Here is a 24,850-nt window from a genome sequence, read left to right as displayed (position 1 = left end):
CGGGCGGTCGCCGCCTGCAGCACATCCTAGGGACCGGACGCCGAGTGTCGGCCGAGCGTCGCGGCGTGTGCGTCGCCCGTGCGCGGAACACGGGGCATCCGCCGGGCGTTGCACCCGCTTGCAGGAAGACCTGCGAGCATGGATGCCGGCCATCACGGCAGCAGATCGGAAGGAGCGCCCCGTGGCGTATCGCGTGGAGAAGACCGACGAGGAGTGGCGCGCCGAGCTCGCCGGCGAGCAGTACGCGGTGCTGCGCCAGGCGGCGACCGAGCGTCCGTGGACGGGCGAGCTCCTCGACGAGGAGCGCGCCGGCGTCTACGCCTGCGCGGCGTGCGGCGCCGAGCTGTTCAAGAGCGGCACGAAGTTCGACTCGGGCTGCGGCTGGCCGAGCTTCTACGAGTCCGTGCGACCCGAGGCCGTCGAGCTCATCGAGGACACCTCCCTCGGCATGACGCGCACCGAGGTGCGCTGCGCGAACTGCGGCTCGCACCTCGGCCACGTGTTCCCCGACGGCTTCGGCACGCCCACGGGCGACCGGTACTGCATGAACTCGATCGCCCTCGACTTCACGCCGGAGTCCTCGGCATGACCTCGGCGCTCGAGGCGGCGCTCGCCAGGCGTTCCGCCTCGAAGGTGACGGATGCCGCACCCGACGACGCGGCCCTGCTCGAGCTGCTCGAGGCGGCGTCGCGCGTCGCCGATCACGCGTCGCTTCGACCGTGGCGCATCGTCGCGCTGCGCGGCGCCGCGCGGGAGCGGCTCGGTGCCGCGCTCGCGGCGGCGGCGGGTGCGGAGGGCGACGCGGCGGCGAAGCTCGCGGGCAAGCCGCTCCGGGCGCCGCTCCTGCTCGGGGTCGTCGCGGTGACGGTCCCCGACCACGAGAAGGTCCCCGTGTGGGAGCAGGAAGCATCGGCGGCCGGCGTCGCCCACCTGCTGAGCCTGCTGCTCGACGAGGCCGGCTGGGGCGTGATGTGGCGAACGGGCCCGTACACGCGGCATCCGCTCGTCGCCGAGGTGCACGGCCTCGCCGCGAACGAGCACCTGCTCGGCTGGCTCTACGTCGGAGGCCTGCCCGAGGGGCGCCGCGGCGAGCGCCGCACCGATCGCATCGCGGCGAGCCGCCTCACGGTGCTCGACTAGGCGCGATCGGCCTCGGCGGGCTCCGACCCGGGCTCCGACCCGGCGTGCTTCGGCGGGGTGCCGTCGGGCGCGACGACGGGGATCGCGCCCGTGCGCGGCGTCGGCGGGATCGCGTGCCGGCGACGCGTCCAGCCGACGCTCGCGATGACGACCGCGACGAGCGCGAGCACCGTGCCGCCGATGGTGGCGAAGTCCACAGGCCGGCCGGCCGTGGGCAGGAGCAGGTCGAGCGACAGGGCAGCCGCGAGCTGGCCGGCGACGCCGCACAGGGCGAGCACCAGCACGCCGACGATGCGCACGAGCACGGCCTGGCCGGCGATGAAGACACAGCCGATAGCCCCGCCCGCGTACAGCCACCACTCGGTCGGCATCGCCTCGGGCCAGCCGGCGGATGCCGCGTGCACGAGCATGACCACGACGAGCGCCGAGGTGCCCACGCCGAAGTTGAAGACGGTGGCCGTCAGCGCGCTCTCGGCGGCGCTGCGCACCCGGCCGTTGACCGCCTGCTGCCAGGCCGCGCCGATGCCGGCGACGAACGGCAGGAGCATGAGCAGGATGGGCACGTCGTGCGCGAGCTGCGCCGACACCGTCCAGCCGATCGCGGCGAGGGCGAGCACTGCGCCGATCACGCGGTTCGGCGTGAGCGGGCGGCGCCCGCCCGGACCGAGTCCGACGAGGTCGAACACGATGCCGCCGAGCGTCTGGCCCGCCACGATCGCCACGGTGAAGAGGGCGACGCCGACCACGCCCGCCGAGAGCCCCTGCGTGATCACGAACCACGCGCCGGCGAGGCCGCCGAGCACCATCCACCACGCGAGCCGCCGCTCGCGCAGGGCCTGCGCCACCCGGCCGAAGCCCTGGCGACCCGGCCGCCACGCGGCGAGCACGACGAGCAGGATCACGAGCCCGCTGCCGAACGAGATCGCCGCGGCGGTGTAGGGGTCGTCGATCGCGTGCGCGAGCTGCCCGTTGATGCGCGACTGCAGCGCGGTCAGGGCGCCGCAGGCGAGCGCGAAGACGATCGCGAGCCACATCGGGAGGCGGGTGCGCTCCACGTGGGCATGGCGGTGCTGGTGCTCGGACGGGGCGGCCGTGGCCGCGGCATCCGTGCTGGGATTCTCGGTCAAGAGCCGGCTGCGGGACTCGAACCCGCAACCACCGCTTTACAAGAGCGGTGCGCTACCAATTGCGCCAAGCCGGCGAGGGCGCGATGCCTTCCCGACATCCTATCGACAGCACGAAGGCCCGGCACGGTGCCGGGCCTTCGGTGATGCAGTCGGTGAAGCCGACGGCGCCCTACTGCTGCGAGGGCGTCGGCGTGGGCGTCGGGGTCGACTCGGAGTCGTTGAACGTCGCGCTCGTGGCCTGGAGGACGAACGCCTGGAACTCCTGCGGGTCCTCGAGCGAGCCGCCGTACTGCTGGCCGTTCACGAGCACCGTCGGGGTGCCCGTGACCGAGGGCAGCTCGGGGTCGGTGTTCGGGATCGGCTCGGTGAGCGCGCGGTTCGTGGCATCCTGCACCCACGACTTGAACTGCACGTCGTCGATGCACTGCTCGATGGTCGACTGGCTCGAGACGCCGGCGTCGCCGGCGAGCGACTTCAGCTCCTCGTTGGTGAGGCCCGACGTGCCCTCCTCGGGCTGGTTCTCGAAGAGGATCGCGTTGAAGTCGAAGAACGAGTCGGGCGACGAGTTCGCGACGCACGCCGCGGCGTTGGCCGCGCGCAGCGAGTACTGCGTGCCGGCCGACTTGTTCGTGAGGATCGCGATGGGGTGGACCTCGAGGGTGGCGGCCCCCGACTCGACCATGGTGCGGATCGAATCCGAGTTCGTCGCCTCGAACTGGCCGCAGAACGGGCACAGGTAGTCGATGTACATGACGATGTTGGCGACCTCGCCGCTCTCGTCGGGAACAGTCGGCGTGGGGTCCTCGCCGGCCTTGAGCGCGGGCGTCTCGACGGCCACGATGCCGCCGTCCTCGCCGGCGGTGAGCACGATGCCGTCGCTCGCCATGTTCTGCGGGCCGGGGCCGGCGGGCTTCACGCTCTGGAAGATCAGGGTGCCGACGAGTGCGGCGATGGCGATGACCGCGACGATGATGCCGCCCTGGATGAGGACCTTGTTGCGACGCTCCCGCTTCTTCTGCTCCTCCCGGAGGATCCGGGCCTTCTCCCGGGCCGCGTCCCTGCGTTCGTTACGGGTCTGGCGTGGCTGATTGGATCCGCCGTAGGTCATCAGATGGTCAACTCCGGTCGCTGTGTGGGCGCGCGCGAATGCATGCGAACGCACCCACGATAGTAGGAAGCGTGTCTGGGAATCACCCAAGCGGATGCCGCGTGCGGGCCGCGTCCGACATGGGAGAACGCCCCACGTCCCGCGGCGCCTCCGCGCGACCACTGGAGCCGGGCGTGCCGACCCCGATTCGGACCCCGCTTTCGCGTATGCGATACTGAGCGGGCGTCGACGGCGACGCACTCATCCATTCACTACGGATCGTCCGGCACGTACCTGCCGGTGAAGGAGAAGCAGAACCATGGCAACGGTCACGTTCGACAAGGCCACCCGGCTCTATCCCGGTGGCACCCGCCCCGCGGTCGACAAGCTCGACCTCGACATCGCAGACGGCGAGTTCCTCGTCCTCGTCGGCCCCTCCGGTTGTGGCAAGTCCACCTCGCTCCGCATGCTCGCGGGCCTCGAAGAGGTGAACGAGGGCAACATCTTCATCGGCGACCGCAACGTCACCGACGTGCCGCCGAAGGACCGCGACATCGCCATGGTCTTCCAGAACTACGCGCTGTACCCCCACATGACCGTCGCCGAGAACATGGGCTTCGCGCTCAAGATCGCGGGCGTCGGCAAGGAGGAGCGTGCCGCTCGGGTCCTCGAGGCCGCGAAGCTGCTCGACCTCGAGCCGTACCTCAGCCGCAAGCCGAAGGCGCTCTCGGGCGGCCAGCGCCAGCGCGTCGCCATGGGCCGCGCGATCGTGCGCCAGCCGCAGGTGTTCCTCATGGACGAGCCGCTGTCGAACCTCGACGCCAAGCTCCGCGTGCAGACCCGCACCCAGATCGCGTCGCTCCAGCGCCGCCTCGGTGTCACCACGGTCTACGTCACCCACGACCAGACCGAGGCCCTCACCATGGGCGACCGCATCGCGGTCCTCAAGGACGGCGTCCTCCAGCAGGTGGGCACCCCGCGCGACCTCTACGAGCAGCCGCAGAACGTGTTCGTCGCCGGCTTCATCGGCTCGCCGGCCATGAACCTGTTCCACGCGGACCTGGTCGACGACGGCATCAAGTTCGGCACCGCGACCGTGCCGGTCGACCGCGAGACGCTCGCCGAGTCGAGCGGCAAGGTCGCCACGATCGGCGTGCGTCCCGAGGACATCACCGTCTCGCCCCACGAGGGTGAAGGCCTCGCGGTCGACGTCGACCTCGTCGAGGAGCTCGGCGCCGACGGCTACCTCTACGGCCACTCGACCGTCGAGGGCAAGCGCACCGACATCGTCGCGCGCGTCGACGGCCGCAACCACCCGAACGCCGGCGAGCGCGTCTACCTCACCGCCACGCCGAACCACGTCCACATCTTCGACTCGGAGACGGGCGAGCGCCTCAGCAAGAAGCCGGTCGTGGCCTGACGTCCACGACGCGACATCCGATGATGCCGGCCGGGGTTCGCCCCGGCCGGCATCGCCGTTTCCGCGCCATCGCCGTGCCTGCGGCATCCGTGCCGCCCGGCTACGCTGAACGACGATGAGCGGTTCACTTTCGATCACGTCGGCCATGGCCGACCCCGCCCTGCTCGACCTGCCGTGGGATCTTCCCCTGGAGTCGTGGCCGAACGACACGATCGCCGCGCTGCCCAAGGGCATCTCCCGGCACCTCGTGCGCTTCGCCCACCTGGCGGGGCACGTCGTGGCGATCAAGGAGACCACGGCCGAGATGGCCAAGGGCGAGTACGAGATGCTGCGGATGCTGCAGCGGCTCGAGATCCCGTGCGTCGACCCGGTTGCCGTCATCACCAACCGCACGGACGCCGAGGCCGAGGAGCTGAAGCCCGTGCTCGTCACCCGGCACCTGCGCTTCTCCCTCCCCTATCGTGCGCTCTTCTCGCAGACGCTGCGCCCCGACACGGCGACGCGCCTCGTGGACGCCCTCGCGGTGCTCCTCGTGCGCCTGCACATCGTCGGGTTCTTCTGGGGCGACGTGTCGCTCTCGAACACGCTGTTCCGTCGCGACGCCGGCGCCTTCGCGGCGTACCTCGTCGACGCCGAGACCGGGAAGCTCTACGAGGGCGGCCTCTCGAACGGCCAGCGCGAGAACGACCTCGAGATCGCGCGCGTGAACATCGCCGGCGAGCTGCTCGACCTCGAGGCGGGCGGCCGCGTGGCCGACGAGCTCGACCCGGTGCGCATCTCGAACGGCATCGTCGAGGCGTACCGCAGCCTCTGGAAAGAGCTCACCGGCTCGGAGTCGTTCTCGACGGCGGAGCGGTGGCGCATCAACGAGCGGGTCAACCGGCTCAACGACCTCGGGTTCGACATCGAGGAGCTCGCGATCCGCACCGACGACACGGGGACGACCGTGCGGATCCAGCCGAAGGTCGTCGACGCCGGGCACCACCAGCGGCGCCTCCTGCGGCTCACCGGTCTCGACGCCGGCGAGAACCAGGCCCGCCGTCTGCTCAACGACCTCGACTCCTACCGCGCGGCGTACGGCAAGGCCGACCTCGACGAGGAGATGGTCGCGCACGAGTGGCTCATGCGCGTCTTCGAGCCGGTCGTGCGCGCGATCCCGGTCGAGCTCCGCGGCAAGCTCGAGCCCGCCGAGGTGTTCCACCAGCTGCTCGAGCACCGCTGGTTCATGGCGCAGCAGGCGGGGCACGACATCCCGCTCGCCGAGGCGGTCTCCTCCTACGTCAACACCGTGCTGCGGCATCGGCGCGACGAGGCGACGGTCATCGGGCCGCCGACGGGGTCGACGGCGACGCTCGACCTGGTCGCGCCCGAGACCTCGGCCATCGCCGTCGTCGATCCCGATGACGAGGAGGACTGGCGCCTCAAGGTCTGAGCCGGGCGCGACGGCGGCGGTCCGCGGCGCGGCCCGGCCCGGCTTGGCTTGGCTTGGCTTGGCTTGGCTTGGCTTGGCGCAGCGCCGTCACACCAGCAGCCGCAGGGGATGCTCCACCAGCGCCGTGAAGGCCGCGAGCCAGCGCGCGCCGACCGCGCCGTCGAGCACGCGGTGATCGGCCGAGAGCGTCACGGTCATGACGGTCGCGGCGACGAGCGCGCCGTCGACGACGACGGGTCGCGGCGTCGCAGCCCCCACCGCGAGGATGCCCGAGCGCGGCGGGTCGATGATCGCCGTGAACTCCGTCGTGCCGTACATGCCGAGGTTGGAGACCGAGAACGCCCCGCCGGAGAGCTCGGCCGGACGCAGGTGCCCCGAGCGGGCGCGGTCGGCGAGGTCGCGCGTCGCGCGGGCGAGGTCGGCGAGCGGCATCCGGTCGACGTCGCGGAGGACGGGCGCGATGAGCCCGTCGTCGAGTGCCACGGCGATCGCCACGTCGACCCCGTCGAACCTGCGGATGGCGTCGCCGAGGAAGATCGCGTTCGCCTCGGGCACCTCGCGCAGCGCCAGTGCGACGGCCTTCACCACGAAGTCGTTGAGCGAGATCCGCTCCCCCGTCTGCTCGAGGAGGTCCGTCCGCAGGCGCACCATCGCGTCGACGCGGCAGTCGGCCCGCACCTCGAAGTGCGGCACGGTCGTGACGCTCTCGGTGAGCCGGCGGGCGATCGCGCGGCGCATGGGCGTGAGCGGTTCGTCGGTGAAGCCGACCTCCGCTGTCGCGTCGGCAGCGCGGGCGGATGCCGCGGGCGGGGTCGGTGCGGCAGCCGGCTCGGCCTCGGGCCCGGCGGTCGCAGCGGCCTCGGCCGTCACGGCCGCGGCCGCCAGGAGCTCGTCGACGTCGCGGCGCACGATGCGTCCGCCGGGCCCGCTGCCCGAGACGTCGGCGAGGTCGAGGTGGTGCTCGCGCGCGAGGCGACGCACGAGCGGGCTCATGAACCGTCGCCCGGTGGGCGTCTCGGGCGTGGTCGCCGACTCGGCGGCGGCGATGGGCGTGTCCGGCCCCGCCGCGGAGGCAGCGGCATCCGTCGTCTCGGCCGGGGGCGGCGCGGGCACGTCCTCGAGCACGGGTGCCCCGGACTCGGGGTCCGTCGGCGCCGGCACGGGCGCCGCGGCATCCGTCGACCCTGACCCGGCGGTCGCCGCGACGGATTCGGAGTCGGCCGCGCGCCGCGCGTCGTCGGCCGACTCCCCGGCCTCGGCGAGCACGAGGATCGGCGACCCCACCGCGACCGCATCCCCCGCGCCCACGAGCAGCGCGGCGACGGTCCCGGCGTCCTCCGCGCCGTACTCGACCACGGCCTTCTCGGTCTCGATCTCGGCGACCGGCTGGCCGAGCGCAATGTCATCGCCCGGGGCGACGAGCCATGACTGCAACGACGCCTCGGTCGCACCGGCCATAACCGCCGGCATCCGCACGACGATGGCCATCAGGCACCGCCTCGCCCGACGCGGATGCGCTCGAGGCCGGCCACGACCTCCTCGGTGCGGGCGATCGCGGCGCGCTCGAGCACCTTCGAGATGCTCGGGCTCGCCCCGCCGCCCGTCACGCGCTCGATGGGCTGGTCGAGCCAGTCGAAGAAGCGGCGCTGCAGCTCGTCGGCGAGCCGGCCGCCGTACGACGTGCCGCGGGCGCCCTGCTCGACGATGAGCACGTTGTTCGTCTTGCGGATGCTCGCGCCGATCGTCTCCCAGTCGAGCGAGGCGAAGTCGAGCCAGCGCAGGTCGACGAGCTCCGCGTCGGTGCCCGACTGCTCGATCGCCTCGAGGCAGTGGCCGACCATCGAGAGGTAGCTGATGACCGTGACCTCGGCGCCCTCGCGCCGGATCGCCGCGCGACCCGGCGGCAGCACGTAGTCGAGATCACCCGCCGGCACGGGGTCGCGCCGCGCGTACAGGTCGACGTGCTCGATGACGAGCACGGGGTCGTCGAGGGCGAGCGCCGCGTTCATGAGGCCGATGTAGTCGGCCGCGGTCGACGGCGCGACGATGCGCCAGCCCGGGCTCGTCGAGAAGACGCCCGCCGGGTCCATGAGGTGCTGGGAGCCGTAGCCCGATCCCATCGCGACCTTCGTGCGGAGCACGAGCGGGATCGGGTTGTCGCCGCCGAACATGTGCCGCGCCTTGCCGATCTGGTTGAACACCTGGTCGGCCGCGACCCATGTGAAGTCCGCGTACATGAACTCGACGATCGGCCGGAACCGCCCGTCGAGCGCGAGGCCGCCCGCCAGCCCGGCGAAGGCGTTCTCGCTGATCGGCGTGCCGAGCACGCGACCCGGGTACGTCGTGGCGAGGCCCTTCGTCGCGCCGTTCGTGCCGCCCGCGAGCCGGTGGATGTCCTCGCCGAGCACGACGATGCGCTCGTCCTGCGACATGCGGCGGTCGAGCACGGCCGCGATGGCGTCGACGAACCGGGTCTCCTCCTCCGCGCCGGTGTCGTCGTCGGGTCCGGCGGATGCCGCCGGGTCGGCCACGCGCGCGTCGGCGAGCTCGCTCGCGTCCCCGCGGATGCCCACGTCGACGAACGACGGATCGGGCCACAGCGCCGGGACGATGCGGCGTTGCGCCTCCGTCTCGGGGTCGTCCTCGACGAGCTGGGCGACGGTCTCGCGCATCGCCTGCACGGCCTGCTCGCGCACGGAGGCCACCCCGGCCTCGTCGACGTGCCCGAGCGCGCGCAGCTCTCGTTCCAACCGCGCGATCGGGTCGCGGTCGCGCCACGACTGCTCCTCGTCCTTCGTGCGGTAGCCGAACGCGCTGCCGGGGAAGGGCCCGTTCTGGTGGAAGTAGCGGTACACCTCCGCCTCGATCACGACCGGGCCGCCGCCCGTGCGGAGGAGTTCGAGTGCCTCGGCGGTGGCGAGGTGCACGGCGAGGGGGTCCATGCCGTCGACGCGCCAGGCCGGCGTCGCGAACCCGAGGCCGCGCGCCGAAAGGCGCCTTTCGCGAGTGACCTCGTCGATGCGCGTCGCGACGGCGTAGAGGTTGTTCTCGATGAAGAACGCGAGCGGCAGGTCCCACGCCGACGCGAGGTTCATCGTCTCGAGCACCGAGCCGATGTTCACCGCGCCGTCGCCGAAGTAGGTGAAGGTCGCGTCGCTCGTGCCTGCGTGACGCTGCGCCCAGGCGCTGCCCGCCGCGCCGGGGACGCCGCCGCCGACGATGGCGTTCGTCCCGAGCGCCCCGGCCTCGAGCCACTGCAGGTGCATCGAGCCTCCGCGTCCGCGGCAGTACCCCTGCGCGAGTCCGAGGATCTCGGCGAGCGTGCGCCGGAGCACCTCGGCCACGTCGGGCGTCACGACCGCGTCGAGCGCGAAGCGGCCGCCCGTGACGTGCGTGAGCGCCTTCGCGAGGAACTGGTGGTGCCCGCGATGCGAGCCGTTCACGGCGTCCGTCGACCGCAGCCCGATGATGGAGCCGACCGCGCCGCCCTCCTGCCCGATGCTCGAGTGCGCCGGACCGTGCACGAGGCCGGCTCCGGCGAGGTCGAGCACCGCCTCCTCGAACGCGCGGATGAGGTGCAGCTCGGCGAGCATACCCGTGAGCAGCGCGGGATCGGCGGCGCGCCAGTCCTCCTCCGTCGAGCGCAGCTCGATCCACGGGGCGCCTGGGGCGAGGGGCTCGCGGGTGGGCATCACGCCCTCCTCTCCGTCGACGGGGCGCGCGGCGCCGCATCGACGCGGGCGTCACGTGCCGCCAGCATAGGCCGCGTTGCATCCAATCTCAATGGATTCGGCGCCGGATGCTCGCAATCCGGCATAGGCAGCGAGATACTGGATCCAATACGACCCGCCGGGCTCGGCTCGACCGACCCCGGGAGACCGGAACGCGAGGACGCGACCATGCCACTACCCGGACTGCGCGGCGCCGACCACCTCGGCATCACGGTGCCCGATCTCGAGGAGGCGCACGAGTTCCTCGTCGACGTGCTCGGCGCGCAGTACGTCTACACGCTCGGGCCGTTCCAGCGTGACGACGACTGGATGCAGGAGCAGCTCGGCGTGCATCCCCGCACGGTCATGCGCGAGCTGCGCTTCTACCGCCTCGGCCACGGCACCAACCTCGAGGTGTTCCAGTACGAGGCCGCCGACGGGCAGAAGCCGGTGCCGCGCAACAGCGACCTCGGCGGGCATCACCTCGCGATCTACGTCGACGACCTCGACGCGGCGGTCGAGTACCTCCGGTCGCTCGGGGTCGAGGTCATGGGCGAGCCCGTCGCGAGCCGCAATGCCAGCGAGGGGCAGCGCTGGGTGTACTTCCGCGCGCCGTGGGGCATGCAGTTCGAGCTGGTCAGCTTCCCGCAGGGCAAGGCCTACGAGGCGGACGCCGCGGTGCTCCTGTGGCATCCGTCGCATCCCGAGGCATGAGCACCATGCCCCAACCGACGGCGACCCCCATCGCAGCCGACCCCGAGACCGCGGCGCACGGCGCCGCCGGCCGCCGGATCGCGGACGCGCTGCGCCGCGACATCCTCGACGGCGTGCTCGCCCCCGGCACCCGCATCCGCCAGGAGCGGCTCGCCGAGGAGTACGGCGCGAGCCGCGTGCCCGTGCGCGAGGCCATCCGGGTGCTCGAGGGCGAGGGGCTCGTCACGGTCGTGGCGAACACCGGAGCGTGGGTGTCGCGACTGAGCCTCGCCGAGTGCGACGAGCTCTACCGCGTGCGCGAACGCATCGAGCCGCTGCTCATCCGCATGAGCATCCCCGGCCTCGACGAGGCGGATGCCGCGGAGCTCGCGCGGCTCGCCGACGCCATGGAGGCCGCGGCCGACGCCGACGAGTTCGTGCGCCTCGACCGCGAGTTCCACGACCTCACCTACCGGGGCGCGGAGACGCTCATGCTCGGCGACACCGTCGCGCAGCTGTGGAATCGCACGCAGGCGTATCGCCGGGTCTACTCCCGCCTGTTCCTCCGGCACGCGGCCCGGGCGGTGCACCACGAGCACCACCTGCTCGTGCACGCCATCGAGACCGGCGACGCCGACGATGCCGAACGCGTGCTGCTCGGGCACATCCGGCGCACGCGGCTCGCGCTGGCGAAGCATCCGGAGGTCTTCGACGGCGCCGGGACGGCGTCGCTACAGTGAAGCTGGGCTGAACGGCCGAGCCGACCGCGTGAGGAGCATGCGATGGCGGAAGTGGGGTTCCTGGGCCTCGGGAACATGGGCAGCGCGATGGTGTCCCGGCTCGTGGCGGCGGGTCACGACGTCCTGGTCTGGAACCGGTCGCCCGAGGCGACGGAGCCGCATGTCGCCGCCGGTGCGACCGCCACGGACAGCGCCGCCGAGGCGCTGCAGCGACCGGTGTCGTTCTCGATGCTCGCCAACGACCAGGCGGCCGAGTCGGTGCTCACGGCCGAGGCGTTCGCCGGCGAGCCCGGCCGGCTGCACGTCGTGACCGCATCGATCAGTCCCGACGCCGCCGACCGCATCTCCGCCGTGGCCGCCGGCGCGGGCGTGCACTACCTCGCCTCCCCCGTGCTCGGGCGTCCGACCGTCGCCGCCGAGGGCGCACTGAACCTGCTCGTCGCGGGCGACCCCGACGACCTCGAGCGGGCCCGGCCGTTCCTCGACGTGATCGGCAAGCGCGTCTGGGTGCTCGGCCCGAACCCGCGCACGGCGAACGTCGTGAAGGCGGCGGTGAACTACGACATCATCCACGCGATGCAGGCCATCGGCGAGTCGCTCACCCTCGTCGAGTCCGAGGGCGTCGACGCGAACGAGTTCGTCGAGCTGCTGCGCAGCACGCTGTTCGCGGGGATCGTCTACACCTCGTACGGCGACCTCATCGCCAACCGCAGGTACCACCCCGCGGGCTTCGACATCTCGCTCGGCCTCAAGGACCTCGGGCTCGCCGAGGACATCGCCGCGGCGGCCGGCGTCGAGCTCCCGACGGCCCAGGCGCTCCGCGGCGTGTTCGAGGAGGCGCTCGCCGATCCCGAGCTGCACGACGCCGACTGGTCGGCCATCGCCGAGATCACGCGGCGGCGCCTCCGGCGCGACTAGGTGAGGCGCCACCCCCGGTCGACGTAGACGCTCGTGCCCGACACCCCGCGGTTGTCGAGCAGGAACTGCACGGCGCCCACCACGTCGGCCATCGTCGCGAGCTCACCGCCCGGCGTACGGCTCCGATACTGGTCGAGCACGCCCTCGGGCTTGGCCGACCAGAACGGGCTGTCGCCGATGATGCCCGGGTGCAGCGCGTTCACGCGGATCGGCGCGAGCTCGTGCGCGAGCGTGTTCACGAGGCCTTCGACGCCGCCGTTGATCGTCGAGACCGTCGTCGAGCCGGGGTACGGCATGTCCTTCGCACGGCCGCCGAAGAGCACGATGCCCGTACGGCCCGACGGCTCCAGCCGGTCGAGCAGCGTGTGCACCGTCTCGGTGTAGCCGACCAGCTTCAGCGTGATGAGGCGCTGGGCTCGCGCCAGGTCGTAGTCGCGGATCGTGTTCGCGTCGCGCTCGATCGCCGCGAGCACGAGCCCGTGCACCGGTCCCTCGATCGCGGCGAGCGCGCCGGCGATCGTCGCGGGCTCCGAGATGTCGACCGCGACGGCCGACGCGCCCGGTCCGACGTCGGCGGCGATGGCGTCGGCCTTCGCCTGGTGGCGCCCCGTCAGCACGACCCGGTCGCCGCGCGCGACGAGGCTGCGCGCCAGCTCCAGGCCGATCCCCGACGTGCCGCCGATCACGACGATCGTTCGTTCCGTCATCTCGTCCGTCCTCCGTGCCTCGAGGTCATCGGATGCCGCGTGCGAGCGCGCTCACGCCTCGCCGCGTCCCCACGTGGTGTTCAGGTGCGACTGGCTGTCGCGGCGCAGGTCGAGCGGACCGTCGACCGTGTAGTAGCGGCGGCCGGCCACGAGCAGTTCCTCGGCCGGGAACTTCGTGATGACCTCGCATCCGTCGGCGGTCACGACGACCTCCTCCTCGATGCGGGCCGCGCCCCAGCCGTCGGATGCCGGCCAGTACGTCTCGAGCGCGAAGACCATGCCCTCCTCGAGCACCTCGGGATGCTCGAGCGAGACGAGCCGCGAGAAGATCGGCTTCTCCCAGATCGAGAGCCCGACGCCGTGGCCGTACTGGAGCGCGAACGCGGCCTCCTCGTCGGCGAAGCCGAACTCCTGCGCCTCCGGCCACACCTCGACGATGTCCGCCGTCGTCGCGCCCGGCCGCACGAGCGCGATCGCCCGATCCATGTACTCGCGTGCCCGCGTGTAGGCGTCGCGCTGCGCCGAGCTCGCCGAGCCGACCGCGAATGTGCGGTAGTAGCAGGTGCGGTAGCCGTTGTAGCTGTGCAGGATGTCGAAGAAGGCCGGGTCGCCGGGGCGGATCAGCCGGTCGGAGAACACGTGCGGATGTGGCGAGCAGCGCTCGCCCGAGATGGCGTTCACGCCTTCGACGTACTCCGATCCGAGGTCGTACAGCGTCTTGGCGACGAGCCCGACGGCCTCGTTCTCGCGCACGCCCGGCCGGAGGAAGCGGTAGAGGTCCTCATACGCGGCATCCACCATCGAGCACGCCTGCGTGAGCAGCCGGATCTCATCGGAGGTCTTGATGCGCCGGGCCTCCATGAAGACCTGCTGCCCGTCGACGACCTCGATGCCCTGCTGCTGCAGCGCGAACAGCACCGGCAGCTCGACGACGTCGACGCCGAGCGGCTGGTCGGCGACGCCGAACTTCTCGAGCTCGCGCTTGATCTTGCGCGCCAGCTCCTCGGCGATGCCGGCGTCGGGCGTGAACGCGCCACGCAGCGTCGAGATGCCCGCACGCGCACCGCGCTCGAGCCGCGGCCGCCGTGCACCCTCGTGCGGGGCATTCGGGTCGGCGTCGAGCTCGGCGGTCGTCACGTCGAGCCACGGGTTGTACAGCGCGTGGTGGCGGGCCGCCGATCCGAAGTCCCACGAGATCGGGTCGGACTGGCGCGTGAGCAGGCTGAACCGGATCAGCTTGTCCATCGCCCACGTGCCGATGTGGGTCGAGGTCATGTAGCGGATGTTCGAGAAGTCGAACGCAAGCAGTGCACCGAGGTCGGAGCGCTCGAGCTCGGCCTTCAGCCGGCCGAGCCGATCCCAGCGCAACCGATCCATGTCGACGCGAGCCTCCCAGTCGACGGCGTTCATCCCCGTCGTGCCGGTGTCCTTCATGGTCGCCCTCCTCTCGTCGTCGCGGCATCCGTGTGTCGTTGCCGAACGTTGTGCAGCTTCGCTGAACGATTTGCGGTGTATCCTCGCCACCACGAGGGGTGCGAGGGAACGGAGTCGGCATGGCCGCGGAGGACATCGGCGAGCGGCTGCGCGACGCTCGCCTCCGCCAGGGCCTGAGCCTGCGCGGGCTCGCGAAGTCGCTCGGCGTCTCGCCGAGCCTCATCTCCCAGGTCGAGACGGGCAAGACGCAGCCCTCGGTCTCGACCCTCTACGCGATCGTGAGCCAGCTCGGCGTCTCGCTCGACGAGCTGCTCGGCGTCGGACCGGCGGCCCCGCGCGACGCCGCGCAGCCGAGCCCCGTGCAGCGCGCGGGCGACAACCCGGTGCTCGAGATGGAGAACGGCGTGCGCTGGGAGCGCCTCGCCGTGGGCGACGGCAGCGCCGACGCCCTGCTGGTGACCTACGAGCCCGGCGCGTCGAGCTCCGTCGAGGGTCGGCTCATGCGCCACTCCGGCGTCGAGTACGCGTTCATCCTCGAGGGCGAGCTCACCATGCAGCTCGACTTCGACACGTTCGTGCTCGGGCCCGGCGACTCGCTGCACTTCGACTCGGTGCGACCGCACCTCTACTCGAACCGCGGCACGGCGCCCGCCCGGGGCATCTGGTTCATCGTGGGCCGCCGGGAGCAGAACCGCACCCTCCCCGACGCGCCCGACGCGCCCGAGTTCGACGCCGCGGCGCCGCTCAACTCCGCGGTCGACGTGCTGCGGGCGATGGACGGCCTGTCCCGCTGACCCGGGTCGCTCCGGCGAGCGCTGCGGCATCACGACTCCCCCGACGATGACGTGGACGAGAGTGACGTCGACGAGCGGGCGTGCACGGCCGGCCGGGATGCATCGATCCACGGGTCGATGAGCGTCTTGATCTGCCGGCCGCCGCCGCGCAGCAGGGGGGCGAGCGCGTCGTCGACGAGGCCGTCGAGCGGGAGCACCTCCGCGGCGAGGTCCGACCAGTCCGTCCGGGTGCCGAGCAGGCGCACGGCCTCTGGCACGTCGGTCGCGAACACGTGGGCGACGCTGCCGACGACGGCGAGCTCGCGCAGGGTCCATGATCCGAGCGGCACGGCGACCTCGGTCTTCTGCACGCCGACCGGCACGATGACCGAGCCCGGAACGGCCGCCGCGAACACGGCCTCGAGGCCGGCCGGCGAACCGCTGACCTCGAAGAGCACGTCGGGCTCCACGCCGAGCCGCCGCAGCTGGTCGGGCAGCGGCTCGTCGGCGAGCACCGCGTCGGAGGCGCCCAGGTCCCGAGCCAGCTCCAGTCGCGCTGCGCTGCGGTCGACCGCCACGACGCGGGCTCCGGATGCCGCGGCGGCGAACGTGATGAACGAGCCGATGCCGCCGACGCCGACGACCACGGCGTCCTGACCCGCCCGCAGGCCGCTGCGCGACACGACGTGCACCGCGATGGCCATGGGCTGCACGAGGCCCAGTGTGTCGAGCGGCAACCCGGAGTCCGAGACGTCGAGGAGGATGCCGGCGGGCGCCACGACGTAGCCGGCGAGCCCGCCGTCGAGCTGCAGGCCGAGCGTGCGGTACTCGCGGCAGAGGTTCGTCCGGCCCTCCCGGCAGCGTTTGCACACACCGCAGCTGACGCCGGCGCCGCAGACGACGACCGCGCCCGGCTCGAGCCCCTCGACGCCCTCGCCGACGGCCTCGACCACGCCCGTGAACTCGTGCCCGAGCACGACGGGCGGCACCGTGAGCACGGGCCCGCGGTCGTACTCGGTCGCATCGGTGCCGCACACGCCGCACACGGCGACACGAACGAGCACCTCGCCGGGCCCCGGAGTCGGCACCTCCCGGTCCTCCACGCGCAGGTCGCCCGCCGCGTGGAGGACCGCCGCACGCATGGTCCCGGTCACGGGCCGGCGTCCGCACCCAGGTCGAGCTGCACCGCGACGCGGTCGGCGATCATGCGGCCGAGCAGGCGTTCGTAGACGGCGGCGTGCACCGGCGAGTCGAGGTAGGCCTCGAGGGCCCGGGTGTCCTCGACCGTCGCGGCGACGCCGTAGTCGGCTGGGCTCGGACGCACCCGCAGGTTCGGCCCGCAGTGGTACGACCGCAACTCGGAGATCTGCGCAGCCATGTCGCGCAGCTGCGAGGTGAGTTCGGCGATGTCGTCGGCGGTGACGTCGTCCTTCCAGGTGAACGCGGCGAGGTGCAGGATCATCGGTCTCCCGTCGCCGCCGTGACGTGGGCGTCGCCCTCGGTGTAGGTGTACGGGTTCTCGATCTGCTCGGCGGGCGGCAGCTCGGGGTGCATGCCCTCGTCCCAGGCCTGCTCTCCGAGCTTCGAGCGCACGTACTCGACGGATGCCGCGACCTTGTCGGCGATCGGCGCGAGCTCGAGCCCGATGCGCTTCCCCGCGTACTTCACGACGCGTCCGTTCACGACCACGGTGTGCACGTCGGCCGTGCCCGCCTGGTACACGACGTGCGCGTACGGGTGCAGGATCGGCGTCATCGCCGGGGAGTCGTCGTTCTTGATGAGCAGCAGGTCGGCCTTCTTGCCGGGCGTGATCGAGCCGATGACGTCCTCCATGCCGAGCGCCTTCGCGCCGCCCATGGTCGCCATGCGAACGACGTCCTCCGCGCGGAGGCGGTTGGCGACGATCGTCTCGTTCACGGCGTGCGCCTCGAGGTGGTCGCGCGAGCGGTCGGCGCTGAGCGTGGCCCGCATCGCCGAGAAGAAGTCGGCGCTCCACCAGACGCTCGTGTCCATCGAGATGGAGGTCGGGATGCCGTAGCGGCGCGCCACCCAGCTCGACGGGTAGCCCTGCCCGGCGCTCTGCTCCGACTCGGTCGCGATCGAGATGGTGCCGCCGGTGGCGGCGATCTTCTGGTAGCTCTGCTCGTTGAGGGATGCCGCGTGCACGTACGTGATCTCGGGCGTCATGAAGCCCGCGTCGTACATCTGCGTGATCGCGGTGTCGGTCGTGGCGCCCCAGACGCCGGCGTGCGTGGTGACGCGCAGCCCGAGCTCGCGGGCGGCCTCGAACGCGGCGCGCTCGGGGAACTCGGCGGAGCCGGGCACGTCGAATGCGAGCTGCAGCCGCATCATGTCGTCGGGCGACGAGAAGTTGTCGGACACGAACTTCCGGAACTCGGGGGTGTTCGACCACTCCCACGGCCCGGCGAGGTAGTTGCCGTAGGCCAGCACGAACCGGCCCGGGATCTCGCGGAGCGCCTGCAGGGCCGCCTCACCGTAGTCGGGGTTGCGCAGGCCGTGCGACCAGTCGAGCGTGGTCGTCACGCCCGTGTCGACCGACTCGAGCGCGCTGAGCAGGTTGCCGGCGTACACGTCCTCGGGGCGGAACACCTCGCCCCACTGCAGGTAGTAGAAGACGAAGTACTGGCTGAGGGCCCAGTCCCCGCCGTAGCCGCGCAGCGCGGTCTGCCACATGTGGCGGTGCGTGTCGACGAATCCGGGGGTCAGGATGCCGCCCGACCCGTCGATCTCGAGCGTGCCCTCGGGCACCTCGAGCGACGGGCCGACGGCCTCGATCGTGTCGCCGCGCACGAGGACGTCGCCGCCCTCGATGACGCCGGGCGAGTCGACGGTGATGACGGTGGCATTGCGGAAGACGAACGGTCGATCCGCGGTGAACTCGTCGGGACGGGGGGCTCGGGCGGAGGCCGCATCGGCTGCGCTCATCACTTCTCCTCTTCGAGAATGTTCAGCTGCAATCAACACTCTGCCCCCGATCATGGGCCGTTTGCAACCATTTCTTGCCCGGGTGTTCAATGTGACTGTAGCCTCGGCGTTCGAGCGTGTTCCCGGGCCGATCGGAGGAGGCGGCATGACCGATGGCGTGACCGGCCTGCGCGTCGCGGTGCTCGGCGCCGGCGCGAACGGCGCCTCGATCGGCGCCGACCTCACCGCGGCGGGCGTCGACGTGACGCTCGTCGAGCAGTGGCCGGCGCACGTCGAGGCGATGCGCGAGCGCGGGCTCGTGATCCGCATGGCCGACGGCGACCTCGACGTGCGGCCGCGCGTCGTGCACCTGTGCGAGGTCGCGACGCTGCGGCATCCGTTCGACGTCGTGCTGCTCGTGATGAAGGCGTACGACTCGGAGTGGGCGACGCGGCTCATCCGCCCGGTGCTCGCCGATGGCGGCGTCGTCGCGGCCGTGCAGAACGGCATGACGACCGAGGCGGTCGCAGGGGTGGTCGGACCCGCCCGCGCGGTGGGCACCGTCATCGAGGTGTCGGCGACCATGACCGAGCCGGGCATCGTGCACCGGCACACGCCGCCGGCGCGCTCCTGGTTCGCGGTCGACGCCGACCCGGCCGCCGACGCGGTCGCGGCGCTGCTCGCGCACTCGGGACGTGTCGACCGCTTCGCCGACATCGCCGCCGCGAAGTGGATGAAGCTCGTGAGCAACGCCACCACGCTCGTCACGACCGCGAGCCTCGGGATGCCGATGCTCGATGCGATCGCCGTTCCGGGCATGCGCGAGCTCATGCTCCGCGCGGGGCAGGAGGCGCTCGACGTCGGACGTGCCGGCAGACGCGACATCCTCCCGATCTTCGGACTCGCGGCATCCGACCTCGACCGACCCGCCCACGTCGTCGAGACGATGCTCGACGTGCTCTACGACCGCTTCGTCGTGCCCGGCGCCACGACGACCGTGCTGCAGGACTGGCGCAAGGGCCGGCGCAGCGAGGTCGACGACCTCAACGGCACGGTCGTCGCGGAGGGCGAGCGGTTCGGCGTGCCCACGCCGGTGAACCGCGCGGTCGTCGAGCTCGGCCACCGCATCGAGCGCGGCGAGCTCGAGCCCGCCCCCGCGAACGTGGGCCTGCTGGCCGACGCGACGCGGGAGTGAGCGCGCTCAGAGCGCGACGGACCGGTTCTCGCCGATGTCGGGCGGGCGCCGCGTCACGATGGCCGCGGCGGCCTTGACGAGCGAGAACACGCCGGGCTCGGTCTTCGCCCAGTACTCGGCGCCGTCGCCAGCCACCTCGACGACCGCGATGCGCGGGTCGTCCCTGCCCTGCGGGAACCACGCCTCGGCGGCGGGGTTCCACAGCTCGTCGATGATCGCGTCATCGCGAACGACCGAGGCGCGGCCGGCCATGGAGAGGTAGCCGTGCCGCGACGCGAACGACACGTTCACGATCGGGTCCGCCTCGATCTCGAGCGTCTTCTCGCTCGGATGCTGCACGAGGAACCGCACGACGCCGTCGAAGTCCTTCTGCAGCACCGCGAGCGGTCGCGCGTGCAGCGTGCCGTCGGCGCCGCGGCTCGTGAGGAGGGCGGTGTCGGCGCTCGTGACGAGCTTCGTGATCAGCTCGCGCTCGTCCTCGGAGTCGGGCGGCGGGTCCGCGAGCTCGGCTCGCGCGGGCTCGGCTGCGGCCCGGTCGTCCCGGAGGTCATCCATGCGGTCGCTCATGCCGGGCCACGTTACGCAGGCGGCCGCCGCCGATCGAGGCCTTGACAGCCGCGCCTACTCCGTCGCGCGCAGCTTCGAGATCTCGTAGAGCGTCACGGATGCCGCGATGCCCGCGTTCAGCGACTCGGTCGACGACTCGATGGGGATCGAGACGATCGCGTCGCACGTCTCGGCGACGAGCCGGGAGAGGCCCTTGCCCTCGCTGCCGACCACGACGACGATCGGACGGTCCGCCCAGGTGAGCCCGGGCAGCGACACGTCGCCGTCGCCGTCGAGGCCGAGCACGAAGACGCCGCGCTCCTTGAGCGACTTCAGGGTCTGCGTGAGGTTGGCGGCCATCGCCACGGGCACGCGGGCGGCGGCACCCGCCGAGGTCTTCCATGCCGCGGCGTTGACGCTCACCGAACGGCGCTGCGGCACGATCACGCCCTGTCCGCCGAAGGCCCCCGTCGATCGCAGGATCGCGCCGAGGTTGCGGGGGTCGGTGATGCCGTCGAGCGCCACGAGGAGCGGCGTCTCGTCGCGCGCGAGCACCTCGTCGAGCAGTTCGATCGGGTGGGCGTACTCGTAGGGCGGCACCTTGAGCGCGAGGCCCTGGTGCACGCCGCCCTCGCCCGCGAGGCGGTCGAGCTCGGGCCGCATGACCTCGAGGATCGGGATGTTGCGGTTGGTGGCGATCTTCATCGCCTCCTTGACCCGGTCGTCCATCTCGACGCGAGCGGCCACGTAGAGCGTGGTCGCCGGGATGCGCGCGCGCAGCGCCTCGACGACCGAGTTGCGGCCCGTCACGATCTCGGACTCGTCGCCCGTCTTCGCCCGGCGTGACGCGCCGGAGGCGCCGCGAGGAGCACCGCCGCGCTGGCCGGCGACATTCTGGCCCGGCTTGCCCTTGCCGCCCGAGGCGCGGTAGCGCTCCTCGGCCGCCTTCCGCTTGCCGGCGGGGTGCCAGGCGCGGTCCTCCGCCTTGGGCGTCGGGCCCTTGCCCTCGAGCGCCTGCCGGCCCTGGCCGCCGGAGCCGACCTGCTTGCCCTTGCTCTTGCGCACCGCTCCGGCGCGCGACTTGCCGCTGCTGCCCTTCATGATCCGAGGCTCCAATGCGTTCCGGTCTGGCTGTCTTCGATGGTGATGCCCGCGGCGGTGAGCTCCGCGCGGATGCGGTCCGCCGCGGCGAAGTCCCGCCCGGCCCGTGCGGCCTGGCGGTCCTCGATGAGGCGGGTGACGAGCACGTCGAGCGCGGATGCCGCAGGCCCCGCGTCGGGCGCCCAGTGCGGGTCGCGCGGGTCGATGCCGAGCACCTCGACCATCGCGACGACCTGGCCGTGCAGCGTCGCCGCGTCGTGGAGCTCTTCTGCGTCGAGCGCCTGGTTGCCTGCGCGCACGGTGTCGTGCAGCACGGCGAGCGCCTGCGGCACCGAGAGGTCGTCGTCCATCGCCTCGGCGAACGCGTCGGGGATGACGGGGCTGCCGACGCCTGCGAAGCGCGTGCCGGCGAGGCGCCGCTCGACGCGCACGAGGAAGGAGCGGATGCGGTCGACGGCCGCCTCGGACTCCGCGAGCGACGAGGGCTGGTAGTCGAGCGTCGAGCGGTAGTGCGCCGCACCGAGCAGGTAGCGCACGGCCAGCGGGGTGGCCAGCTCGAGCAGGTCGCTCGCGTAGACCGAGTTGCCGAGCGACTTCGACATCTTCTGCCCGCCCACGTTGACGAGCCCGTTGTGCACCCAGTAGCGCGCGAAGGCCTGGCCGTCGGCGGTGGACTGGGCGAGCTCGTTCTCGTGGTGCGGGAAGCGCAGGTCGAGCCCGCCGCCGTGGAGGTCGAACTCCTCGCCGAGGTAGCGGGCGGCCATGGCCGAGCACTCGATGTGCCAGCCGGGACGGCCGGGACCCCACGGCGACGCCCACGCCGCCGACGCGGGCTCCTCGGGCTTGCGTCCCTTCCAGAGCGCGAAGTCGCGCGGGTCGCGCTTGCCGCGCGGATCGGCGTCGGCCGCGGCCTCCATGTGGTCGCGCGACTGCCGCGTCAGCTCGCCGTAGGCCGGCCAACTCGACGTGTCGAAGTAGACGTCGCCCGAGCCGTCGGGCGCGGCGTACGCATGGCCCTTCGCGATGAGGCGCGCGATGAGCTCCTGCATCTGCTGCACGCTCGCCGTCGCGCGCGGCTCGTAGGTCGGCGCGAGGATGCCGAGCGAGGCGTAGGCCGACGTGAACTCGAGCTCGACCCGGTAGGCCAGCGCCCACCACTCCTCGGTCTTCGAGTCCGCTTCATCGGCGGCCGCGAGGATCTTGTCGTCGATGTCGGTGACGTTGCGCACGAACGTCACGTCGTAGCCGCGATACGAGAACCAGCGACGCAGGATGTCGTAGGCGAGCGCGCTGCGCAGGTGGCCGATGTGCGGGCTGGACTGCACCGTCGGGCCGCAGACGTACATGCCGACGCGCCCCTCGCGGAGGGGCACGAAGTCACGCAGGGCCTGGGCCTTCGAGTCGTAGAGTCGCACGGTCACCCGCCAAGCCTACCGGCGGCCGTCGCGCCGCCACTCGCGTGACGCGACGACCTCAGGCGGGCACGACCACCGCGGTCGCGATCGCGGCGATCCCCTCGCCGCGGCCCGTGAATCCCAGTCCGTCGGTCGTCGTCGCCGCGACGCTCACCGGGGCGCCGAGGATGCCGGAGAGGAACGCCTCGGCCTCGCTGCGCCGTGGCGCGAGCTTGGGGCGGTTGCCGAGCACCTGCACCGACACGTTGCCGACGGCGAGCCCGGCCTCCTGCAGCAGGCGCAGCGTCTCGGCGAGGAACACCTCGCCGTGCGCGCCCTCGAAGCGCGGATCGCCCGTGCCGAACACCCCGCCGACGTCGCCCAGGCCCGCCGCGGCGAGCAGCGCGTCGCAGATCGCGTGGCAGGCGACGTCGCCGTCGCTGTGCCCGGCGAGCCCGCGCTCGTGCTCCCAGTGCAGGCCCGCGAGCCACAGCGGGGTGCGCGGGTCGTCGGCGAAGGCGTGCACGTCGACGCCCGTGCCGATGCGCGGGGCGACGAACGCGGGCGCCTCGGGTGCCTCGACGTCGACCGGCGCAGCATCCGTCGCCTGGGTCGCCGCCCGCACGACGCGGGCCTCGCGCTCGGCGACGATCGCCTCGGCCCGGCGCAGGTCGGCGGGCAGCGTGACCTTGAACGAGCGCGCGTCGCCCGGCACGACGTCGACGGCGAGTCCGGCGGATGCCGCGAGCGCCGCGTCGTCGGTGAACTCCGTCGTCGCGGCGGCGTAGGCGGCGTCGAGCGCCGAACGCGGGAAGCCCTGCGGGGTCTGCACCGCGGCGAGCTCCGACCGGTCGATCGTCTCGAGCACACGCCCGTGCGCGCCGACGCGCTTGATCGTGTCGACCACGTCGAGGGCGGGGATCACGCCGTGCCCCCGCGACCGGACCGCCGCGACGACCTCGTCGAAGACGATGGCGGGCGTCAGCGGACGGGCCGCGTCGTGCACGAGCACCGTGTCGACGAGGTGCGGCAGCACCGCGAGCCCCGCGGCGACCGACTGCTGCCGGGAGTCGCCGCCCGCGACGACGTCGAGCGGTGCGGATGCCGCGGCTGCCACGGTGGCGAATCGGGCCCGCGTCTCGTCGACGCGGTCGCCCGGCACCACCAGCACCACGTGCGGGGTCTCGTGCATGCCGAGCACGGCATCCATGGCGACGCCGAGGATGGTGTCATCGCCGAGCGGCACGAACGCCTTGGGCTCGGTGTGCCCGAGCCGCGTGCCGCTGCCCGCGGCGACGACGATGACGGCGACCGTTGACGCGCTCATGGGTCGAGCGTATCGCGCCGCACCCGGCGCGAGGCCGGGTGCGGTGGGACGGTGAGCGGGTGCTCCGCGCTAGGAGGCGAGCACCTCGTCGAGCACGGTCGAGGCCTGCTCCTCGTCGGTCTTCTCGGCGAGGGCGAGCTCGGAGATGAGGATCTGGCGAGCCTTCGCGAGCATGCGCTTCTCCCCGGCGGACAGGCCGCGGTCCTGGTCGCGCCGCCACAGGTCGCGCACGACCTCGGACACCTTGATCACGTCGCCGGAGGCGAGCTTCTCGAGGTTCGCCTTGTAGCGCCGGGACCAGTTCGTGGGCTCCTCGGTGAAGGGGGCGCGAAGCACCTCGAAGACCTTGTCGAGGCCTTCCTTGCCGATGACGTCGCGCACGCCGACGAGGTCGACGTTCTCGGCCGGAACCTCGATGACGAGGTCGCCCTGCGTGACGTTCAGCTTGAGGTAGAGCTTCTCTTCACCCTTGATGATCCGTTTCTTGACCTCGGTGATCGTTGCGGCTCCGTGGTGGGGGTAAACGACGGTTTCGCCAACCTCAAAAAGCATGAATGAATGTCCTTTCGGCAACTTTCAGGATATCACATTCGAGATCATGCTAAGGTTCGCCACCCCTCCCGGGAGGCGCCTGCGCCGTAGGCTACACTCGGATCGATCCCCTTCGCGCGGGCTCGCATCCGTTCGCGCGCACGCTCGCTCTTGGAGGTTCTGTGAAGGCGCGTCTCGCGGCATCCGCTGCCCTGGCAATCGTTCTCGCGCTCGGCGCGAGCGGCTGCGCGATGCTCACGTACCAGGCGACCACCGAGAAGTACGACGCGAGCGACGGCGTCTCGGCCGACATCGGCGACCTCGACCTCCGCAACATCCTCCTCGTCAGCGAGGACGGCGACGAGGGCACCCTCGTGATGACCGTCGTCAACACCGGCGAGAAGGACGCGACGCTCGGCGTGCAGGTCGGAGAGGGCGGCGGCGACGTCACCGAAATCGAGGTCGAGGCCGGCGAGACCGTGGTGCTCGGCGGCGAGGACGAGAAGAAGGTCGTGCTCGAGGGCCTCGACGCCGAGGTCGGCGGCCTGGCGGTCCTCTTCTTCCAGGCGGGCGACGCCGAGGGCCTCGAGAAGCAGGTCCCCGTGCTCGACTCGCGCCTCCCCGAGTACGCCCACCTCGCCCCGTAGGCG

Annotated in this window: 24 protein-coding genes, 1 tRNA gene and 1 pseudogene; 11 read left to right on the top strand and 15 right to left on the bottom strand. The window is 72.1% G+C overall.

The features are described from left to right. Positions 1 to 181 precede the first annotated feature (181 nt). Positions 182 to 589: a peptide-methionine (R)-S-oxide reductase MsrB gene (gene msrB, locus ACFVN5_RS07200; protein WP_376954190.1), complete on the top strand. Its 408-nt coding sequence runs from the start codon at positions 182 to 184 to the stop codon at positions 587 to 589. Then, positions 586 to 1,140 (top strand): nitroreductase family protein, encoded by a 555-nt coding sequence (locus ACFVN5_RS07195; RefSeq protein WP_376954188.1) that lies wholly within the window; start codon positions 586 to 588, stop codon positions 1,138 to 1,140. The genes msrB and ACFVN5_RS07195 overlap by 4 nt, the downstream gene beginning before the upstream one ends. Here the strand turns inward: ACFVN5_RS07195 and ACFVN5_RS07190 are convergent. The 3 genes from ACFVN5_RS07190 to ACFVN5_RS07180 all read right to left on the bottom strand — a co-directional run bounded on the left by ACFVN5_RS07190 (position 1,137) and on the right by ACFVN5_RS07180 (position 3,375). Continuing rightward, positions 1,137 to 2,267, bottom strand: a complete 1,131-nt coding sequence (locus tag ACFVN5_RS07190; RefSeq protein WP_376954187.1) for a DMT family transporter — start codon at positions 2,265 to 2,267, stop codon at positions 1,137 to 1,139. The two genes, ACFVN5_RS07195 and ACFVN5_RS07190, sit on opposite strands and share 4 nt — an antisense overlap. A gap of 1 nt (position 2,268) precedes the next feature. After that, positions 2,269 to 2,341 (bottom strand) — tRNA-Thr (locus tag ACFVN5_RS07185). Between the two features lie 95 nt (positions 2,342 to 2,436). Beyond that, positions 2,437 to 3,375, bottom strand: coding sequence for a DsbA family protein (locus tag ACFVN5_RS07180; RefSeq protein WP_376954185.1), 939 nt, complete (start codon positions 3,373 to 3,375; stop codon positions 2,437 to 2,439). A 298-nt stretch (positions 3,376 to 3,673) separates the two neighbouring features. Here ACFVN5_RS07180 and ACFVN5_RS07175 point away from each other — a divergent pair, with 298 nt between their 5' ends. Both ACFVN5_RS07175 and ACFVN5_RS07170 read left to right on the top strand, forming a co-directional pair. After that, entirely contained in the window at positions 3,674 to 4,774 is a 1,101-nt protein-coding gene (locus ACFVN5_RS07175; RefSeq protein WP_376954184.1) for an ABC transporter ATP-binding protein, read from the top strand. Positions 4,775 to 4,889: 115 nt separating this feature from the next. Then, positions 4,890 to 6,206: a DUF4032 domain-containing protein gene (locus tag ACFVN5_RS07170; RefSeq protein ID WP_376954183.1), complete on the top strand. Its 1,317-nt coding sequence runs from the start codon at positions 4,890 to 4,892 to the stop codon at positions 6,204 to 6,206. Between the two features lie 87 nt (positions 6,207 to 6,293). On the opposite strand, the gene ACFVN5_RS07165 is transcribed toward ACFVN5_RS07170, so the two are convergent. After that, positions 6,294 to 7,694, bottom strand: coding sequence for a dihydrolipoamide acetyltransferase family protein (locus ACFVN5_RS07165; RefSeq protein WP_376954181.1), 1,401 nt, complete (start codon positions 7,692 to 7,694; stop codon positions 6,294 to 6,296). Beyond that, positions 7,694 to 9,898: a thiamine pyrophosphate-dependent enzyme gene (locus ACFVN5_RS07160; protein ID WP_376954180.1), complete on the bottom strand. Its 2,205-nt coding sequence runs from the start codon at positions 9,896 to 9,898 to the stop codon at positions 7,694 to 7,696. Before ACFVN5_RS07160 ends, ACFVN5_RS07165 begins: the two co-directional genes overlap by 1 nt. Positions 9,899 to 10,105: 207 nt before the next feature. On the opposite strand from ACFVN5_RS07160, the gene ACFVN5_RS07155 reads away from it, so the two are divergent. The 4 genes and pseudogenes from ACFVN5_RS07155 to ACFVN5_RS07140 all read left to right on the top strand — a co-directional run bounded on the left by ACFVN5_RS07155 (position 10,106) and on the right by ACFVN5_RS07140 (position 12,267). After that, entirely contained in the window at positions 10,106 to 10,630 is a 525-nt protein-coding gene (locus tag ACFVN5_RS07155; protein ID WP_376954179.1) for a VOC family protein, read from the top strand. After that, complete coding sequence (locus ACFVN5_RS07150; protein ID WP_376954177.1) at positions 10,627 to 11,349, top strand: GntR family transcriptional regulator; 723 nt, start codon at positions 10,627 to 10,629, stop codon at positions 11,347 to 11,349. The genes ACFVN5_RS07155 and ACFVN5_RS07150 overlap by 4 nt, the downstream gene beginning before the upstream one ends. Before the next feature lie 15 nt (positions 11,350 to 11,364). Continuing rightward, positions 11,365 to 11,847: pseudogene (locus ACFVN5_RS07145) on the top strand (NAD(P)-dependent oxidoreductase); the annotation flags it as partial. Continuing rightward, complete coding sequence (locus ACFVN5_RS07140) at positions 11,836 to 12,267, top strand: NAD-binding protein (protein WP_376954336.1); 432 nt, start codon at positions 11,836 to 11,838, stop codon at positions 12,265 to 12,267. The pseudogene ACFVN5_RS07145 and the gene ACFVN5_RS07140, both read left to right, overlap by 12 nt. Here ACFVN5_RS07140 and ACFVN5_RS07135 read toward each other — a convergent pair. Further along, on the bottom strand, positions 12,264 to 12,974 hold the full coding sequence (locus ACFVN5_RS07135; RefSeq protein ID WP_376954176.1) for an SDR family NAD(P)-dependent oxidoreductase: 711 nt from the start codon (positions 12,972 to 12,974) through the stop codon (positions 12,264 to 12,266). The genes ACFVN5_RS07140 and ACFVN5_RS07135 overlap by 4 nt on opposite strands. 51 nt (positions 12,975 to 13,025) lie before the next feature. Further along, positions 13,026 to 14,408: a M24 family metallopeptidase gene (locus ACFVN5_RS07130; RefSeq protein ID WP_376954174.1), complete on the bottom strand. Its 1,383-nt coding sequence runs from the start codon at positions 14,406 to 14,408 to the stop codon at positions 13,026 to 13,028. Between the two features lie 119 nt (positions 14,409 to 14,527). Here ACFVN5_RS07130 and ACFVN5_RS07125 point away from each other — a divergent pair, with 119 nt between their 5' ends. Beyond that, entirely contained in the window at positions 14,528 to 15,202 is a 675-nt protein-coding gene (locus tag ACFVN5_RS07125) for a helix-turn-helix domain-containing protein (RefSeq protein ID WP_376954173.1), read from the top strand. Positions 15,203 to 15,231: 29 nt separating this feature from the next. Here ACFVN5_RS07125 and ACFVN5_RS07120 read toward each other — a convergent pair whose 3' ends face one another. The 3 genes from ACFVN5_RS07120 to ACFVN5_RS07110 are packed head-to-tail and all read right to left on the bottom strand — an operon-like array spanning position 15,232 to position 18,127. Beyond that, positions 15,232 to 16,335: a zinc-binding dehydrogenase gene (locus ACFVN5_RS07120; RefSeq protein ID WP_376954172.1), complete on the bottom strand. Its 1,104-nt coding sequence runs from the start codon at positions 16,333 to 16,335 to the stop codon at positions 15,232 to 15,234. Further along, the gene (locus ACFVN5_RS07115; protein ID WP_376954170.1) at positions 16,332 to 16,643 is read right to left on the bottom strand and encodes a Dabb family protein; all 312 of its coding nucleotides are present in this window, start codon (positions 16,641 to 16,643) and stop codon (positions 16,332 to 16,334) included. Before ACFVN5_RS07115 ends, ACFVN5_RS07120 begins: the two co-directional genes overlap by 4 nt. Further along, a complete protein-coding gene (locus tag ACFVN5_RS07110; RefSeq protein WP_376954168.1) occupies positions 16,640 to 18,127 on the bottom strand; it encodes an amidohydrolase family protein in 1,488 nt (495 codons plus the stop codon). The genes ACFVN5_RS07115 and ACFVN5_RS07110 overlap by 4 nt, the downstream gene beginning before the upstream one ends. Positions 18,128 to 18,272: 145 nt before the next feature. On the opposite strand from ACFVN5_RS07110, the gene ACFVN5_RS07105 reads away from it, so the two are divergent. After that, on the top strand, positions 18,273 to 19,301 hold the full coding sequence (locus ACFVN5_RS07105) for a ketopantoate reductase family protein (protein WP_376954167.1): 1,029 nt from the start codon (positions 18,273 to 18,275) through the stop codon (positions 19,299 to 19,301). Between the two features lie 6 nt (positions 19,302 to 19,307). Here the strand turns inward: ACFVN5_RS07105 and ACFVN5_RS07100 are convergent, their stop codons facing one another. The 5 genes from ACFVN5_RS07100 to ACFVN5_RS07080 form a co-directional block, all read right to left on the bottom strand. Further along, entirely contained in the window at positions 19,308 to 19,856 is a 549-nt protein-coding gene (locus ACFVN5_RS07100; RefSeq protein WP_376954165.1) for a pyridoxamine 5'-phosphate oxidase family protein, read from the bottom strand. Between the two features lie 66 nt (positions 19,857 to 19,922). After that, the gene (gene rlmB / locus ACFVN5_RS07095) at positions 19,923 to 20,948 is read right to left on the bottom strand and encodes a 23S rRNA (guanosine(2251)-2'-O)-methyltransferase RlmB (RefSeq protein WP_376954163.1); all 1,026 of its coding nucleotides are present in this window, start codon (positions 20,946 to 20,948) and stop codon (positions 19,923 to 19,925) included. Beyond that, positions 20,945 to 22,369 carry a cysteine--tRNA ligase gene (gene cysS, locus ACFVN5_RS07090; RefSeq protein WP_376954162.1) on the bottom strand — a complete coding sequence of 475 codons (1,425 nt, stop codon included), beginning with the start codon at positions 22,367 to 22,369 and terminating at the stop codon, positions 20,945 to 20,947. Before cysS ends, rlmB begins: the two co-directional genes overlap by 4 nt. A gap of 52 nt (positions 22,370 to 22,421) precedes the next feature. Further along, positions 22,422 to 23,669, bottom strand: coding sequence for a 2-C-methyl-D-erythritol 4-phosphate cytidylyltransferase (gene ispD, locus ACFVN5_RS07085; RefSeq protein WP_376954160.1), 1,248 nt, complete (start codon positions 23,667 to 23,669; stop codon positions 22,422 to 22,424). A gap of 69 nt (positions 23,670 to 23,738) precedes the next feature. Continuing rightward, on the bottom strand, positions 23,739 to 24,221 hold the full coding sequence (locus ACFVN5_RS07080; RefSeq protein WP_056734541.1) for a CarD family transcriptional regulator: 483 nt from the start codon (positions 24,219 to 24,221) through the stop codon (positions 23,739 to 23,741). A 161-nt stretch (positions 24,222 to 24,382) separates the two neighbouring features. Here ACFVN5_RS07080 and ACFVN5_RS07075 point away from each other — a divergent pair, with 161 nt between their 5' ends. Then, entirely contained in the window at positions 24,383 to 24,847 is a 465-nt protein-coding gene (locus tag ACFVN5_RS07075; RefSeq protein WP_376954159.1) for a hypothetical protein, read from the top strand. The last annotated feature ends 3 nt before the right edge of the window (positions 24,848 to 24,850 follow it).

This window comes from Agromyces sp. NPDC057865 (assembly GCF_042796995.1).
Taxonomy (GTDB): domain Bacteria; phylum Actinomycetota; class Actinomycetes; order Actinomycetales; family Microbacteriaceae; genus Agromyces.
The sequence above is the reverse complement of the archived record's forward strand: the minus strand, read 5'-3'. Positions and strand labels throughout refer to the sequence as shown.